The 13,601-nt window shown below is 63.3% G+C and carries 13 protein-coding genes; 2 read left to right on the top strand and 11 right to left on the bottom strand.

Annotated elements, in window-relative coordinates:
* Positions 1–8 precede the first annotated feature (8 nt).
* Positions 9–1,412, bottom strand: coding sequence for an MATE family efflux transporter (locus NKJ94_RS14405; protein WP_352525841.1), 1,404 nt, complete (start codon positions 1,410–1,412; stop codon positions 9–11).
* A gap of 230 nt (positions 1,413–1,642) precedes the next feature.
* On the opposite strand from NKJ94_RS14405, the gene NKJ94_RS14400 reads away from it, so the two are divergent.
* Positions 1,643–2,224, top strand: a complete 582-nt coding sequence (locus NKJ94_RS14400) for a histidine phosphatase family protein (RefSeq protein WP_352525963.1) — start codon at positions 1,643–1,645, stop codon at positions 2,222–2,224.
* A gap of 14 nt (positions 2,225–2,238) precedes the next feature.
* Here NKJ94_RS14400 and NKJ94_RS14395 read toward each other — a convergent pair whose 3' ends face one another.
* From NKJ94_RS14395 to gcvA, 9 genes are all read right to left on the bottom strand, one after another.
* Entirely contained in the window at positions 2,239–3,825 is a 1,587-nt protein-coding gene (locus tag NKJ94_RS14395) for an FGGY-family carbohydrate kinase (RefSeq protein ID WP_352525839.1), read from the bottom strand.
* Positions 3,822–4,505, bottom strand: coding sequence for an HAD family hydrolase (locus tag NKJ94_RS14390; RefSeq protein ID WP_352525837.1), 684 nt, complete (start codon positions 4,503–4,505; stop codon positions 3,822–3,824). The genes NKJ94_RS14395 and NKJ94_RS14390 overlap by 4 nt, the downstream gene beginning before the upstream one ends.
* A gap of 15 nt (positions 4,506–4,520) precedes the next feature.
* Positions 4,521–5,999 (bottom strand): mannitol dehydrogenase family protein, encoded by a 1,479-nt coding sequence (locus NKJ94_RS14385; protein ID WP_352525835.1) that lies wholly within the window; start codon positions 5,997–5,999, stop codon positions 4,521–4,523.
* Positions 6,000–6,070: 71 nt separating this feature from the next.
* Positions 6,071–6,841 carry an L-iditol 2-dehydrogenase gene (locus NKJ94_RS14380; protein WP_352525834.1) on the bottom strand — a complete coding sequence of 257 codons (771 nt, stop codon included), beginning with the start codon at positions 6,839–6,841 and terminating at the stop codon, positions 6,071–6,073.
* On the bottom strand, positions 6,838–7,842 hold the full coding sequence (locus NKJ94_RS14375; protein ID WP_352525832.1) for an ABC transporter ATP-binding protein: 1,005 nt from the start codon (positions 7,840–7,842) through the stop codon (positions 6,838–6,840). The genes NKJ94_RS14380 and NKJ94_RS14375 overlap by 4 nt, the downstream gene beginning before the upstream one ends.
* 65 nt (positions 7,843–7,907) lie before the next feature.
* The gene (locus NKJ94_RS14370; protein ID WP_352525831.1) at positions 7,908–8,732 is read right to left on the bottom strand and encodes a carbohydrate ABC transporter permease; all 825 of its coding nucleotides are present in this window, start codon (positions 8,730–8,732) and stop codon (positions 7,908–7,910) included.
* Positions 8,733–8,743: 11 nt separating this feature from the next.
* Positions 8,744–9,616: a carbohydrate ABC transporter permease gene (locus tag NKJ94_RS14365; RefSeq protein WP_352525829.1), complete on the bottom strand. Its 873-nt coding sequence runs from the start codon at positions 9,614–9,616 to the stop codon at positions 8,744–8,746.
* A gap of 113 nt (positions 9,617–9,729) precedes the next feature.
* The gene (locus tag NKJ94_RS14360) at positions 9,730–11,040 is read right to left on the bottom strand and encodes an ABC transporter substrate-binding protein (RefSeq protein ID WP_352525828.1); all 1,311 of its coding nucleotides are present in this window, start codon (positions 11,038–11,040) and stop codon (positions 9,730–9,732) included.
* Positions 11,041–11,260: 220 nt separating this feature from the next.
* Positions 11,261–12,172, bottom strand: a complete 912-nt coding sequence (gene gcvA / locus NKJ94_RS14355) for a transcriptional regulator GcvA (protein WP_352525826.1) — start codon at positions 12,170–12,172, stop codon at positions 11,261–11,263.
* Positions 12,173–12,282: 110 nt separating this feature from the next.
* Between gcvA and NKJ94_RS14350 the strand changes: the two genes are divergently transcribed.
* Positions 12,283–12,468 carry a hypothetical protein gene (locus NKJ94_RS14350; RefSeq protein ID WP_352525824.1) on the top strand — a complete coding sequence of 62 codons (186 nt, stop codon included), beginning with the start codon at positions 12,283–12,285 and terminating at the stop codon, positions 12,466–12,468.
* 106 nt (positions 12,469–12,574) lie between these two features.
* On the opposite strand, the gene NKJ94_RS14345 is transcribed toward NKJ94_RS14350, so the two are convergent.
* Complete coding sequence (locus tag NKJ94_RS14345) at positions 12,575–13,534, bottom strand: sugar-binding transcriptional regulator (protein ID WP_352525822.1); 960 nt, start codon at positions 13,532–13,534, stop codon at positions 12,575–12,577.
* Positions 13,535–13,601 lie beyond the last annotated feature (67 nt).

The following is a 13,601-nucleotide window of genomic DNA, read 5'->3' as shown; positions in this document are numbered from 1 at the left end:
CATCGATTTCAACGCCCGAATACCAATGGCGGCGCGATATGGTCGCGCCGCAGCCAGCGCCCCAGCAACAGCGCCGCCACCACCGCCAGTCCCGACGACAGGCCGATCCAGATGCCGACGCCATTGAAGCCGAAACGGAACGCGAGCAGCACGCCGAGCGGCAGGCCGATGCCCCAATAGCCGATCGCGGCATAGATCATCGGCACCTTGGTGTCGTGCAGGCCGCGCAGCATGCCGGTGGCGACCGCCTGCGCGCCGTCGAAAACCTGGAACAGCGCGGCAAAGGCGAGGAATGACACGGCAAGCGCGATCACCCTGGCATTGGCCGGATTGCCGAGATCGATGAAGGCGCCGATCAGGAGATGCGGCCACAGGATCATCACCAGCCCCATCAACGCCATGAAGGAGACGCCGATGACAAAGGCGGTCCAGCCGGCACGGGAAACACCTTCCGGATTGCCGGCGCCATGGGCAAGGCCGACGCGCACCGTCACCGCCTGGTTGAGGCCGAGCGGCACCATGAAGGTGACCGAGGCGATCTGGATGGCGATCGCGTGGGCGGCAAGCGAGGCCGCGTCGATCAGGCCCATGAGAAAGGCCGCAGCGTTGAAGATCGTCACCTCGAAGGCGAGAATGCCGGCGATCGGCAGGCCGAGCCGCAACAGGCCCTTGAAGCGCGGCCAGTCGGCGCGCCAGAAGCGCCCGAACAGGCGATAGCGGTGAAACTTCGGCTCAAGCATCACCACCGCCGCCATGCCGGCGAACATCAGCGTGCTGGACAGCGTGGTGGCGAGGCCGGAGCCGGCGATGCCCATCGACGGGATGCCGAGATTGCCGAACATGAACAACCAGTTGAACAAGGCATTGCAGGCGACGGCAACGAAGACGATGATCAGCGCCCAGCCCGGCCGCTCCAGCGCCGAAATGAACGAGCGCAGGACGATGTAGCCGTAGAAGGGCAGCACCGCCCATTCAAGCCAACGCAGATAGATGCCGGCCTGATGCGCCAGCGCCGGCTCCTGACCCATGGCCAGCAACACGGCCTCGCCGTGCCAGAGAAAGACCCAGATCGGAAGGCAGATGAGGATCGCCAGCCACAGGCCTTGGCGCACGGTACGGCGCAGGTCGCGCACCGAGTGGCGGCGGCGGCCAAGCTCGGTCGCCATCATCGGCGAGGTCGCCAGCATCAGGCCGAGCCCGAAGATCAGCGGCATGAAATAGAGGTTGGCGCCAAGCGCGCCGCTGGCCAGCGTGTCCGGTCCGAGCCGCCCCATCATCATGACATCGGTGGCGGTCATCGCGGTCTGGCCGAGATTGGTCAGCACCATCGGCCAGGCGAGCGCCAGCATCGCCCTGATTTCCCGACGCCAGAGGTTTTCCGGCGCGTGAGCGCCGGCTTCGATCGCAGACATTTTTTCCGCCTATCCGATTGCGGCACGTCGGCAAGAGCCGGAAGCCGCGTCTCAGCGCGGAAACGGCCATGATCGGCCAGATCCCGCATTTACGGTGGGTTTGTCTATGAAATGGGCACCGGTGGCAAGAGGCTGACTTGCGGAAGGGTTAAGCCAGGCAGCTCAATGCAGGCTGTTGGAGAGGCCACGGAAGCCGCTATGGTCACGGCGGATCCATTTTAAAGGCACCCCTGATGAGCGCGTTTCCCGAAATCTACCTGGTTCGGCATGGCGAGACGGAATGGAGTGCGGCCGGAAAACATACCGGCCGGACCGACATACCGCTGACGCCGTCCGGCGAGGACGCGGCAAGGCGGGTCGCCGATCGGCTCAAGGACCCGTCTTTCTCGGCCGTGTGGTCGAGCCCTTCGCAGCGCGCCTTCAACACCTGTGCGCTTGCAGGCTTCGGCTCGCCAGGCGTGAAAAAGGACGATCTGGCGGAATGGGATTACGGTGCTTATGAGGGACTGACCACGAAGCAAATCCTCGTCGAGCGTCCCGGCTGGCGGCTTTTTCGCGACGGCTGCCCGGGCGGCGAGTCAGCCGCCGATGTCGGCTCGAGGGCGGACCGGATCGTCAGCCAGTTGCGCGAGGCCGACGGCAATGTCCTGCTGTTTTCAAGCTCGCATTTCCTGAGGGTGCTGGCCGCACGCTGGCTCGGCCTGCCGCCGCAAGACGGCGCGCTTTTCGTGCTGGATACCGCCAGCATAAGCGTGCTCGGCTATGAGCGCGATCTTGACGAGCCGGTTGTCCGGCGCTGGAACCAGAGATAGCGGCCGATCCCGATCTATCTGATCGCGTCCAGCGCCTGCCTTTGCCTGTGCATTTCGAGAAACACGCGGTAGTCGCGGTCGAACCGGCCGGCGGCAGCCGGATTGGGCTCTCGAGTCTTGCCGCCTTGCTGCATGGCCACGCAGGCGGCGTTCAAATCGGGGAAAAGCCTGGCGGCGGTGGCGGCAATCATGCCGGTGCCGAGCAGCACCGCCTCGTCCGCCAGCGGCTCGACCACCGTGCAGCCGGTGGCGTCGGCATAAAGCTCCATCAAAAGGGGGTTCTTGGTATGGCCGCCGGTGACATGCAGCGTGTCGATCAGATAGCCGTTCTCGTTCAGCGCCTCCAGCACATGGCGCAGGCCAAGCGCGATGCTGACGGCGGTGCGCCAATAGAGCTTGCACAGGCTGTCAAAAGAGGAATCCAGCGTCAGCCCGCTGATGACGCCGACGGCATGCGGGTCGGCGAGCGGCGAGCGGTTGCCGTGGAAATCGGGCAGTACATGCAGCCTTGCGGCGAGATTGTCGCCATCGGCGGCGCGCAGCTCGGCGACGCGGCGGGCGATCCTGGCATGCATGGCGGCATCCGGCTCGCCGCCGGCGCCATGCCAGCGGATGATGTGATCGAGCAGCGCGCCGGTGGCCGACTGGCCGCCTTCCGACAGCCACAGGCCGGGAAGGGCGGCGCCATAATAAGGACCCCAGACACCGGCGAAAGGCTGCGGATCGGTCGACATCGCCATGACGCAACTCGACGTACCGGCAATCAGGGCGAGATGGCGGCCGATGTTCGTCGCGTCACCGGCGAAACCGCCGAGCACGCCGAGCGCGCCGGCATAGGCATCGATGACGCCGGCGCCGACCCGGCATTTTTCGGTGAGGCCAAGCTCCGCCGCGGCTTGTGCGCCGAGCGGACCGATATCGGCACCGACCGGGCTTCCCTTTTCCGGCAGATTGCCGTGCTCAAAGATATCGCCGAGCCCCACGGCTTCGAAGAAGTCGCGCCGCCAGCCGGTGTTTTCGTGCGCCAGATAGGTCCATTTGGCTGTCAGCGTGCATTGCGAGCGGGCGAGCGAACCTGTCGCCTTCCATGTCAGAAAGTCGGTGAGGTCGAATAGATAGCCGGCTTCGTTCCATGTTCCGGGCAGGTTGCGCTTCAGCCACATCAGCTTCGGCGTCTCCATTTCCGGCGACATGACGCCGCCGATATAGCCGAGCACGGCATGACCGCTTTGGGTGCATTCATCGGCCTCGGCAATGGCGCGATGGTCGAGCCAGACGATGGTGTCCCAGCGCCTTTCGCCTGACACCGACACGCTGAGCTGGCCGCCATGCCGGTCCCGCACCACCAGCGAGCAGGTCGCGTCAAAGGAGATGCCGACGATATCCTGCGCCTTCACGCCCGCCTTTTCACGGGCAGCGCGCACGGCAATGCACACCGCCGACCAGATATCCTGTGAATCGTGCTCGGCGTGATCGGCCTTCGGCTGCTTCATGGCGATCGGGTGCTCGGCGCGGCCGAGCAAGGCACCACCGGTGTCGAGAATACCCGCACGGGCGCTCCCGGTGCCGACATCGACCGCGCAAACGAAACTGTTGGTCAAGGTGTTCTTGCTCTCGCTCCCAGGCCTGCAATCAGATCGGGCAATTGCAACATGTCAGCGAATATAAAGTCCGGCTCACTCGACGCAAGCCGCGCTTTCAGTGCCGGGTTGCCGGTGTGCGAGCCGCCGGTGAAGGCAAGGACGCGCATGCCTGCCGCCCGTGCGGCCGCGATGCCGGCCGGGCTGTCCTCGACGACGAGGCAGTTTTGCGGGGCCGCTCCCATTTTAGCGGCTGCATGGAGAAACAGGTCGGGCGCCGGTTTGCCCCGCGCCACCATGGCGGCGCTGAACAGATACGGCTCCAGCAGTCCAAGCAAGCCGGTAACCTCGAGCGCATAGCGGATGCGCTCCAGCGTGCCGGAGGAGGCGACGCAGCATGGCACGCCGAGCCTGGGCAGGACCAGCGCGACGCCGGGCATCGGTTTCAGCTCTTCGCGGAATCTGCGCATCAGTTCGGCGCGCATCTCGGTCAGATGCTGGTCGGTGATCTCAAGCCCGAAGTCGCTTCCGAGGATTTCACGGACGCTCTTCATGCTCTTGCCGAGGAAATGCTCATAGGCAGCATCCTCGCTGACGGTGCCGCCGGCGAGCGTGATCATCTCCAGCAATGCCGAGACGGAGAGCATCTCGCTGTCCACCAGCACGCCGTCACAGTCGAAAATGACCAGTTCAGGCGTCATCACGCTGGATCGGCTTCAGAGTTCGCCGGCGAGATAGCGCGTCAGTGTCGCGCGCGCACCGTCCGCCCACAGCGATTTGAGCGCATGGGCAAACGCTTCGGCGAACGGCGCCGAGCGGCCGACTTCGCCATAGATGTCTTCCATGGCAAGCCAGGCGGCAGGCATGCCCCTGGCCGCCTTGGCCGTCGCCTGCAACCGGTCCCAGTTCGGGTCGTTGGGCTCGGTGACGGCACCGGAATCCGTTGTGCCGAAGCAGTAGCGGCACCAGAGCGCCGATTCCAGCGCCAGGCCGGTGACGCTCTTGCCGGCCTTCAGCCGGTCGGCGATGGTCGGAATGATGAATTTCGGCTGGCGGTTGGAGCCGTCGAGGCAAAGCCGGCGTATGGTGTCGCCGATCTTCGGGTTGGAGAATCGGTGCTCGATGAGCTGATAATAGTCCTCCAGCACGGTGTCCGGCACCGGCGGCACCGTCGGGATGATCTCGTCATGCTCGAGCTTGTCGAGAAAGCCGCGCACCAGCGGCTCCTGCATCGCCTCATGGACGAAATGGATGTCCATCAGCCCGGCCGGATAGGCGATGGTCGCATGGCCGCCATTGAGGATGCGGATCTTCATCAGCTCATAGGGCGCGACATCGCTGACGAACTGCACGCCGACTTGTTCCAGCGGCGGCCTTCCGTCGGTGAAACGGTCCTCCAGCACCCATTGCTTGAACGGCTCGCAAAACACCGGCCAATTGTCATCGAGGCCGAACTCGCCGGAGAGAATGCCGCGCTCGCGGTCGGTGGTGGCCGGCGTGATGCGGTCGACCATGCCATTGGGAAAGGCGACGTTTTCGCTCACCCAGTTTGCCAGATCCTCGTCGATCAGCCGCGCAAGACCAATGATGCCATCGGAGGTGACGTGGCCGTTATGGGGGATGTTATCGCAGGACATGACGGTGAAAGGCACGATACCGTCGTCGCGGCGGCGCATCAGCCCGGCGAGGATAAGGCCGAACACGGTCTTCGGCATCGCCCCCGGTTGCGCATCGTCAACGATGTCGGGATGCGTCGGGTTGAACAGGCCGGAAGCCGGATCGATGAAATAGCCACCCTCGGTAATGGTCAGGGAAACGATCTTGATCGCCGGATCGGCTAGCCGCTCGATGATCGCCTTTGCATCGCCCGGCATCAGGAAGTCGATCATGGCGCCGGTGACGCGCGCGCTCATATGGCCGCTGTCCTGCTCGACCACCGTGGTCAGCCAGTCCTGCTCCTGCAACTTGTCGCGGCCGACCTTCTCGCCCTCGAACACCCCGGCGCCAACAATTGCCCAGTCATGGCCGACACCCGAATTGAACAGGTCGTCGAGATAGACGGCCTGGTGCGACCGATGGAAATTGCCGACGCCGAAATGCACGATGCCGGCCTTGAGCGCGGCGCGATCGTAGTTTGGGCCGGCGACTTTGGGAGGCAGGTTTGCGAGGATTGAGGACGAGAGTTTCACGGTCATCTGTTTTATCCTTTGGCGGGACGGCTCTTCTCCCCGTGGAGGAGACGGGGAGAAGAGCGCCTTCGCCCCCCTCAACTCATCCACTGGCCGCCATCGACATTGTAGGTCTGGGCGACGATGTATTCGGCATCCTCGCTGGCCAGGAACACCGCCATGCCGGTGAGGTCTTGCGCCGTGCCCATGCGGCCGTAAGGCACCGCTTCGCCGACCAGCCTCTTTTTTTCGCCCTTCGGCCGGTTCTCGTATTTGGCGAACAGGGCATCGACATGATCCCAATGCTCGCCGTCGACGACCCCCGGTGCGATCGCGTTGACATTGATGCGGTGCTTGATCAGGTCGAGCCCTGCCGACTGGGTGAGCGAGATGACCGCCGCCTTGGTGGCGCAATAGACGGCAACCAGCGCCTCGCCGCGGCGCCCGGCCTGGCTCGCCATATTGATGATCTTGCCGCCCTTGCCGCGGGCGATCATCGAACGGGCGGCTGCCTGCAGCATAAACAGCGTGCCGGCGACGTTGACCGAAAACAATTTGTCGTAGCTTGCCTTGGTGATCTCGACGATCGGCGCCAGGTCGAACAGGGCAGCGTTGTTGATCAATATATCGAGGCCGCCGGTCCTAGCTTCGACCGCCTTGACCGCCGCATCGATCGACGCGAGGTCGGTGACATCCAGCTTCACCGCGTAAGCGTTGCGGCCGATTTCCGAAGCCGTCTTCTCGGCAGCCTCGAGATTGATGTCGCCGATCGCGACCGTCGCCCCCTCGCGCACATAGGCTTCGGCGAACGCCCTGCCGATGCCGCGCGCCGATCCGGTGATCAGCGCCGATTTACTCTTCAGCCTCATTGCACCATCGCCTTTCCGTCGGCGCCGAAGCGATGCAGCTTGGCCTGATCCGGCGTCAAATAGATCGTGTCGCCGTGATGGACGGCCAGTTCGCCGTCGGCGCGCACCGTCAGCGGACCGACGCCGTCGGCTTGCACATGCAAAAATGTGTCGGAGCCAAGATGCTCGGCGACGCCGACCGTCGCCTTCCAGTCGCCTGATGTCTTTGAGATATTCATGTGCTCGGGACGGATGCCGACGGTTTTGGCGCCATATTTGGCTGCCGGCGCGCCTTCGAGCAGATTCATCTTCGGCGAGCCGATGAAACCGGCGACGAACAGGTTCTTCGGCGTCTTGTAGAGCTCCATCGGCGAGCCGACCTGCTCGATATTGCCGGCGTTGAGCACGACGATCTTGTCGGCCATGGTCATCGCCTCGATCTGGTCGTGGGTGACGTAGACCATGGTCGTCTTGAGCTGGTGATGCAGCTCGCTGATCTCCAGCCGCATGGTGCCGCGCAGCGCCGCGTCGAGATTGGACAACGGTTCGTCGAACAGGAAGGCCGATGGCTGGCGCACGATGGCGCGGCCGATGGCGACGCGCTGTCGCTGGCCGCCGGAAAGCTGGCCGGGGCGGCGATCGAGATAGTTGGTGAGGTTCAAGATGCGCGCGGCGTCCTTCACCTTCTTGTCGATGGTCGCCTTGTCCTCGCCCGCCATCTTCAGCGGGAAAGCTATGTTCTTGGCCACCGTCATGTGCGGGTAGAGCGCATAGGACTGGAACACCATGGCCAGCTTGCGCTTGGCCGGCGCCTCACCGGTGACGTCGCGGCCATCGATGTTGATGGTGCCGCCGCTAGTGTCCTCCAGGCCGGCAATCAGACGCAACAGCGTGGACTTGCCGCAGCCCGACGGGCCGACAAAGACGACGAACTCGCCATTCTCGATGACCAAATCGAGGCCGGGGATGATGGACGTTGCCCCGAAGGATTTGGAGACGTTCTTGAGCGTAATGTTTCCCATGGTTTCCTCCCCCGAAGGGCTATTTCGTCGTTTGCGTCATGTCCGTTATTTGGCGGCACCGCCCATTATTTTACGGCACCAAATGTCAAGCCGCGCACCAGCTGCTTCTGGCTGAACCAGCCCATGATCAGGATCGGCGCGATCGCCAGGGTCGAGGCGGCCGAAAGCTTGGCCCAGAACAGCCCCTGCGGGCTGGAGAAGGAACTGATGAAAGCGGTGAGCGGGGCGGCCTCGGTGGTGGTCAGCCGGATCGTCCAGAACGCCTCGTTCCAGGCGAGAATGATGTTGAGCAACATGGTCGAGGCGATGCCCGGCACCGCCATCGGCGTCAGCACGTAGATGATCTCGTTCCAGAGCGATGCGCCGTCCATGCGGGCGGCTTCCAGGATCTCGCCCGGGATCTCGCGGAAGTAAGTGTACAGCATCCAGACCACGATCGGCAGGTTGATCAGCATCAGCATGACCATCAGGCCGATGCGGCTGTCGAGCAGTCCCGTATCGCGGAAGATCAGGTAGATCGGAAACAGCACGGCGACCGCCGGCATCATCTTGGTGGAAAGCATCCACATCAGGATGTCCTTGGTGCGTTTGCTCGGCGAAAACGCCATCGACCATGCCGCCGGTATGGCGATAAGCAGAGCCAGGATGGTCGAGCCGACCGACAGGAACACCGAGTTGAGGAAGAATTTGAAATATCCGCTTTGCGCCTGAACCTCGGAATAGCTCTCTATGGTTCCCGACGGGAACAGGTTGAAGCCCTGGATGGCCTCCTGCTCCGATTTGAACGAAGTGATGATCGTATAAAGGATCGGGAAGAAGATCAGCAGGGCGACGATCCAGGCGGCCGCGGTCGCGATCGTCTTGTGCTGAGTGGTGACTGCACGTGCCATCGTTTCCTCCCTTATTTGTCCAGGTTCTTGCCGACCGCGCGCATGGCGAAGAAGGCGACGATGTTGGCGAGAATGACGGCAATGACACCGCCGGCGGACGCTTGGCCGATTTTGAACTCCAGCAACGCCTTCTGGTAGACGAGGAAGGGCAGGTTGGTGGAGGCATAACCCGGACCGCCATTGGTGGTGACCAGGATTTCGGCATAGACCGACAACAGGAAGATCGTCTGGATCAGGATGACCACGGTTATAGCGCGCGACATGTGCGGCAGCGTCAAATAGATGAAGCGGCTGACGAAGCCGGCACCGTCCATCTCGGCGGCTTCCTTCTGCTCGGCGTCAAGCGATTGCAGGGAGGTAAGCAGGATCAGCGTTGCAAACGGCAGCCATTGCCAGGCGACGATGATGATGATCGCCAGCATCGGATGCTGCCCGAACCAGTCGATCGGCTGCATGCCGAAGAAGCGCGCAATATCGGCGAAGACGCCGTATTGCGGATGCATGATCATGTTCTTCCAGACCAGTGCCGCCACCGGCGGCATGACGAAGAACGGCGAGATGACGAGGATGCGGACGATGCCTTGTCCCCACATCGGCTGATCGATCAGCAGCGCCAGCATGATGCCGCCGATCACCGTGATCAACAGAACGCTGCCTACGAGGACAAGTGTGTTGAGGATCGACTGCAGGAAGGCCGGGTTGGAATAGAAAAGCGCGTAGTTCGAGAAGCCGACGAACCCATCGCGGATGGGGTTGAGTGGGTTGTACTGCTGGAAGGAGAACCAAATGGTGATGACCAGCGGCACAATCATCCAGACGAACAGCAGCACCACGGATGGCGCCATCATGAAGCGGGCAAGCGAACGGGTCTGCTGAGTAGCCATGACGGTCACCCTTCGAGGTCAGCCAAGTTTTCAGCGGTGTGAAGCTGGCCGCCCGAACTGGGATTCGGGCGGCCGTTGCCGGTCGCCATGGGCAACCGGCACCGGGAGGAGCTTTATTTGATATAACCGCCCTCGGTCATCGTCGCGGTGGCGGCGTCCTGGGCCTGCTTCAGGGCATCGTCGACGCTCGACTGGCCGGCAAGGGCGGCCGAGAAGAGCTGGCCGACGGTGGTGCCGAGACCCTGGAACTCAGGAATGGCGACGAACTGGACGCCGACATAGGGCACCGGCTTGACGGTCGGGTGGGTCGGATCGGCGGAGTTGATCGAGTCCAGCGTCATCTTGGCGAACGGAGCCGCCTTCTGGTACTCGGCATTGGCATAGAGCGAGGTACGCGTGCCCGGAGGAGCGCTGGCCCAGCCTAGCTTGGAGGCGACGAGCTCGGAGTAATGCTTGCTGGTTGCCCAGGCGACGAACTTCTCGGCCGCGTCGGTCTTCTGCGTACCGGCCGGAATGGCCAGCGACCAGGCCCACAGCCAGTTGCCGCGCTTGCCGAGACCGTTGTCAGGCGCCAGCGCATAGCCAACCTTGTCGGCGACCTTCGAGCTCTTCGGGTCGGAGACCATGGATGCGGCGACCGTGGCATCGATCCACATGCCGCACTTGCCCTGCTGGAACAGCGCCAGGTTTTCGTTGAAGCCGTTGGACGAGGCGCCCTCGGGGCCGTCGGCCTTCATCAGGTCGACATAGAACTGCAGCGTGTTCTTCCATTCGGGCTGATCGAATTGCGGCTTCCAGTTCTCATCGAACCAGCGCGCGCCGAACGAATTCGACATGGCGGTCAGGAAGGCCATGTTTTCGCCCCAGCCGGCCTTGCCGCGCAGGCAGACGCCGTTCACGCCATTGGCGCGGTCGGTCATCTTGTCGGCGGCCTGCTTGATGAAGTCCCAGGTCGGTGCGTTGGGCATGGTGAGCCCTGCCTTCTCCATCAGATCCTTGCGGTACATGACGAAGGAGCTCTCGCCGTAGAAGGGCGCGGCATAGAGCTTGCCGTCGACCGAAAGACCGCCGGCGATGGCCGGCAGGATGTCCTTGGCGTCGTAGTCGTCGCCAAGCTTGTCGAGCGGCAGCAGCCAGCTCTGCTTGGCCCAGATCGGAACTTCATAGGTGCCGATGGTCATCACGTCATACTGGCCGCCCTTGGTGGCGATGTCGGTGGTGACGCGCTCGCGCAGCACGTTCTCTTCGAGCGTGACCCAGTTGAGCGTGGTGTCGGGGTTCGCCTTGGTGAAGTCGTCGGTCAGCGTCTGCATGCGGACCATATCGGCATTGTTGACGGTGGCGATGGTGATGGATTCGGCATGAGCGGCGAACGCAAGGGCGCTGGCCGACAACAGGCCGAGGGTGAGCGTGCGAAGTTTCATCAAATTCCTCCCATAAACCAAGATGAGCATTTGCCTTGGCTGTGGGCAATTACTCACTCTCCGTTAATTATGTCAAGCCGGATTCGTTGCTGCAGCGCAGCACGCCGACCTCAGCAGCGGCAACCGGGGACGCTCACACAGTATGTGGAGAAGGGTTCGGTCGGGCCCATCGGTCCGCCAAAAGCCTGAGCTTCGCTGCCCGAGCTGGTTTGGACTCAGCCTACTGGCAAGCGATCTCGCTCAGTATCCAATCGCGGAAGGCGCGTATCTTAGGCACGTTGCGCCGCGCCGTCGGATAGACCAGCCAATAGGCATGGCCGTCGTCACCAACCAGATCAAAGGGTTGGATCAGGCGGCCGTCGGCAAGTTCGGTCTTGAACAGCGCCTTGGTGACGATCGCCACGCCTTGGCCGGCGATTGCGGCATTGGCCTCGTAGGCCTGCGCGCCCATGCTGGTGCCGGGGCGCTTGGCCAACTCCTCGGCCGGCAGACCGGCGGCGGCAAACCAGTCCCGCCACCAAATGTCGCCCGGATCGAGGATCGGCAGCCGCAGCAGGTCGGCCGGTTCCTTCACGCCGCCGATGCTGGCGGCGAGCTTCGGGCTGAGAACCGGCGTGAAATCGGCCCTGAAAAGCATATGCGTCTCGACGCCCGGCCAGTTGCCGCCGCCGGAGCGGATGGCGATATCGATATCCTCTCGGGCAAAGTCAACCACCCTGTTGGAGGTATCGACGCGCACCGCCAGCGATGGATGCGCGACCTGGAACGAGCCGAGATGCTGCGCCAGCCAGTTGGAAGCAAAGGTCAGCAGCGTCGAGACACAAAGCACGCCGTCGGCGCCGCTGCGCGCAGCGGCATAGGCGCCGCCCAACAGCGCGAACGCCTCGCTGACCGCCGGCGCTAGCCGTTGGCCGGCTTCGGTCAGCACGATCTGTTTTGGCCGGCGCAGGAACAGGGGCGAGCCGATGCGCTCCTCCAGAAGCTTGATCTGATAGCTTGCCGCCGCCTGCGTCATGCCAAGCTCCTGGGCGGCTTTGGTGAAGGAGAGATGCCGCGCCACCGCCTCGAACACCCGGATCGCCTGAAGCGGAGGAAGCTGCGAAGCCAGCTTCGGTGAGTTCAGTTCCGGCATAAGCCCTCCTTATGGGCAGTGATCGACGTTTGATTGGCAGCAAGGGCCGATCCGACCGATATTCCGTGTTGAAGATCAATTTCGCCTAGAGATAGCGAAGGCTGACGATCATGACCACGGTACAGGAAAAGCTGCTACTTACTCCAGCCCATGGCTGGTTTTCACGGGTGGCGCATGTATTTGCAAGGCACGCGGCGCGGAAACGGGCCTATCTCGACGTTCGGGAACTGCCGCCACATCTGCAGCGCGACATGGGCTTTCTCGACGGCAACGACCCTTGCGGCCGGCGACAGTAGCCTTGCCGAATTTATCGACAATCCGATGCAGCAGTGCCCGTTCTTGCGGGCGCCGCAACAGGACGCTGCAGCATTCGATTTCGAATGAGCCTCGCTAAGCCAAGAGTCATGCGCCGGCCAGCAAAGCCGCGGCCGTTCGCTCGTCGGTGATGAGGCCGTTGACCAGCCGCCGGTTGACGGCGGCGAAGATGCCCGGCAGCTTGCGTTCTCCCATGGCAAGCGCGATCACCAGCGACTTTTCGCGCGACGGCAGCGACGCCGACGACACCCGATCGTTGGTGATGCCCTCGATCATGCGGCCGTCGCGATCGAACACCCAGCCGACGATCTCGGCAACGCCACCCGCCTTCTGCAGCGCCCTCAATTCACCCTCGGAAATGAAGCCGTCCTCATAGAGCGGCGCCTTCGGGCCGAGATCGCCGATGCCGACAAAGGTGACGTCGGCCTCGGCCGCAAGCGCCAGCGTCGGCTGGATCATCGGCTGGCTGAGCAGCATCTCGCGCTCCTCGGGCGAGGAGGCGATGACCGGCAAAGGCATCGGAAACGAGCGCGCCTTGACCCTGTCGGCCATGGTGAAGATGACGTTGTAGAAGGCGGCCGAGCCGTCCGGCGAGATGTTGCCGGTCAGCGATACCACCTTGTGCTGCGGGCATTCCATCGGCGGCAGTTGCTCGATCGCCGCCTTTAGCGTGCGGCCCGTGCCGATCGCCATGACAATCGGCGTCGGCGACCGCAGCCGCCGCTCGATCTCGGCCGCCGCCGCCTCGGCGATGCCGATGATGGTGGAGGACGAAGAAGGGTCGCTCGGCACCACCTCCACCAGATCAAGGGCAAAGCGCGATTTCAGCCGTGACGCAAGGTCGAGGCAATTGGCGATCGGATGGTCGACACGCACCTTGATCAGCCCTTCGGAGACTGCGAGCGACACCAGCCGCTGCGCCGTCTGCCGTGATATGCCAAGCGTGGCGGCGATCTGGTCCTGGGTGTTGCCGGCAACGTAGTAGAGCCAGCCGGCGCGCGCCGCGTCGTCCAGCCTGTTGCCGCCGCTATCCTGCCGGGAATTCAAGTTCGTGCCTCCCAACTCCGCCAAGCATAAGAGGCGGAGCACAACAGTTTCGCAGGGAATGAAGTTG

The sequence above is a fragment of the Mesorhizobium sp. M0060 genome (genome assembly GCF_040323155.1).
GTDB lineage: Bacteria > Pseudomonadota > Alphaproteobacteria > Rhizobiales > Rhizobiaceae > Mesorhizobium.
Note: the sequence above shows the minus strand (reverse complement) of the source record. Positions and strands in the feature narration are given on the sequence as shown.

What these genes read in the sequence shown, in the direction of transcription:
- NKJ94_RS14390 (WP_352525837.1), bottom strand. Translation starts at nt 4,505, where the DNA reads ATGACGCCTGAACTGGTCATTTTCGACTGTGACGGCGTGCTGGTGGAC.
- NKJ94_RS14375 (WP_352525832.1), bottom strand. Translation starts at nt 7,842, where the DNA reads ATGGGAAACATTACGCTCAAGAACGTCTCCAAATCCTTCGGGGCAACG.
- NKJ94_RS14360 (WP_352525828.1), bottom strand. Translation starts at nt 11,040, where the DNA reads ATGAAACTTCGCACGCTCACCCTCGGCCTGTTGTCGGCCAGCGCCCTT.
- NKJ94_RS14405 (WP_352525841.1), bottom strand. Translation starts at nt 1,412, where the DNA reads ATGTCTGCGATCGAAGCCGGCGCTCACGCGCCGGAAAACCTCTGGCGT.
- NKJ94_RS14385 (WP_352525835.1), bottom strand. Translation starts at nt 5,999, where the DNA reads ATGACCGTGAAACTCTCGTCCTCAATCCTCGCAAACCTGCCTCCCAAA.
- NKJ94_RS14370 (WP_352525831.1), bottom strand. Translation starts at nt 8,732, where the DNA reads ATGGCACGTGCAGTCACCACTCAGCACAAGACGATCGCGACCGCGGCC.
- NKJ94_RS14380 (WP_352525834.1), bottom strand. Translation starts at nt 6,841, where the DNA reads ATGAGGCTGAAGAGTAAATCGGCGCTGATCACCGGATCGGCGCGCGGC.
- gcvA (WP_352525826.1), bottom strand. Translation starts at nt 12,172, where the DNA reads ATGCCGGAACTGAACTCACCGAAGCTGGCTTCGCAGCTTCCTCCGCTT.
- NKJ94_RS14365 (WP_352525829.1), bottom strand. Translation starts at nt 9,616, where the DNA reads ATGGCTACTCAGCAGACCCGTTCGCTTGCCCGCTTCATGATGGCGCCA.
- NKJ94_RS14350 (WP_352525824.1), top strand. Translation starts at nt 12,283, where the DNA reads ATGACCACGGTACAGGAAAAGCTGCTACTTACTCCAGCCCATGGCTGG.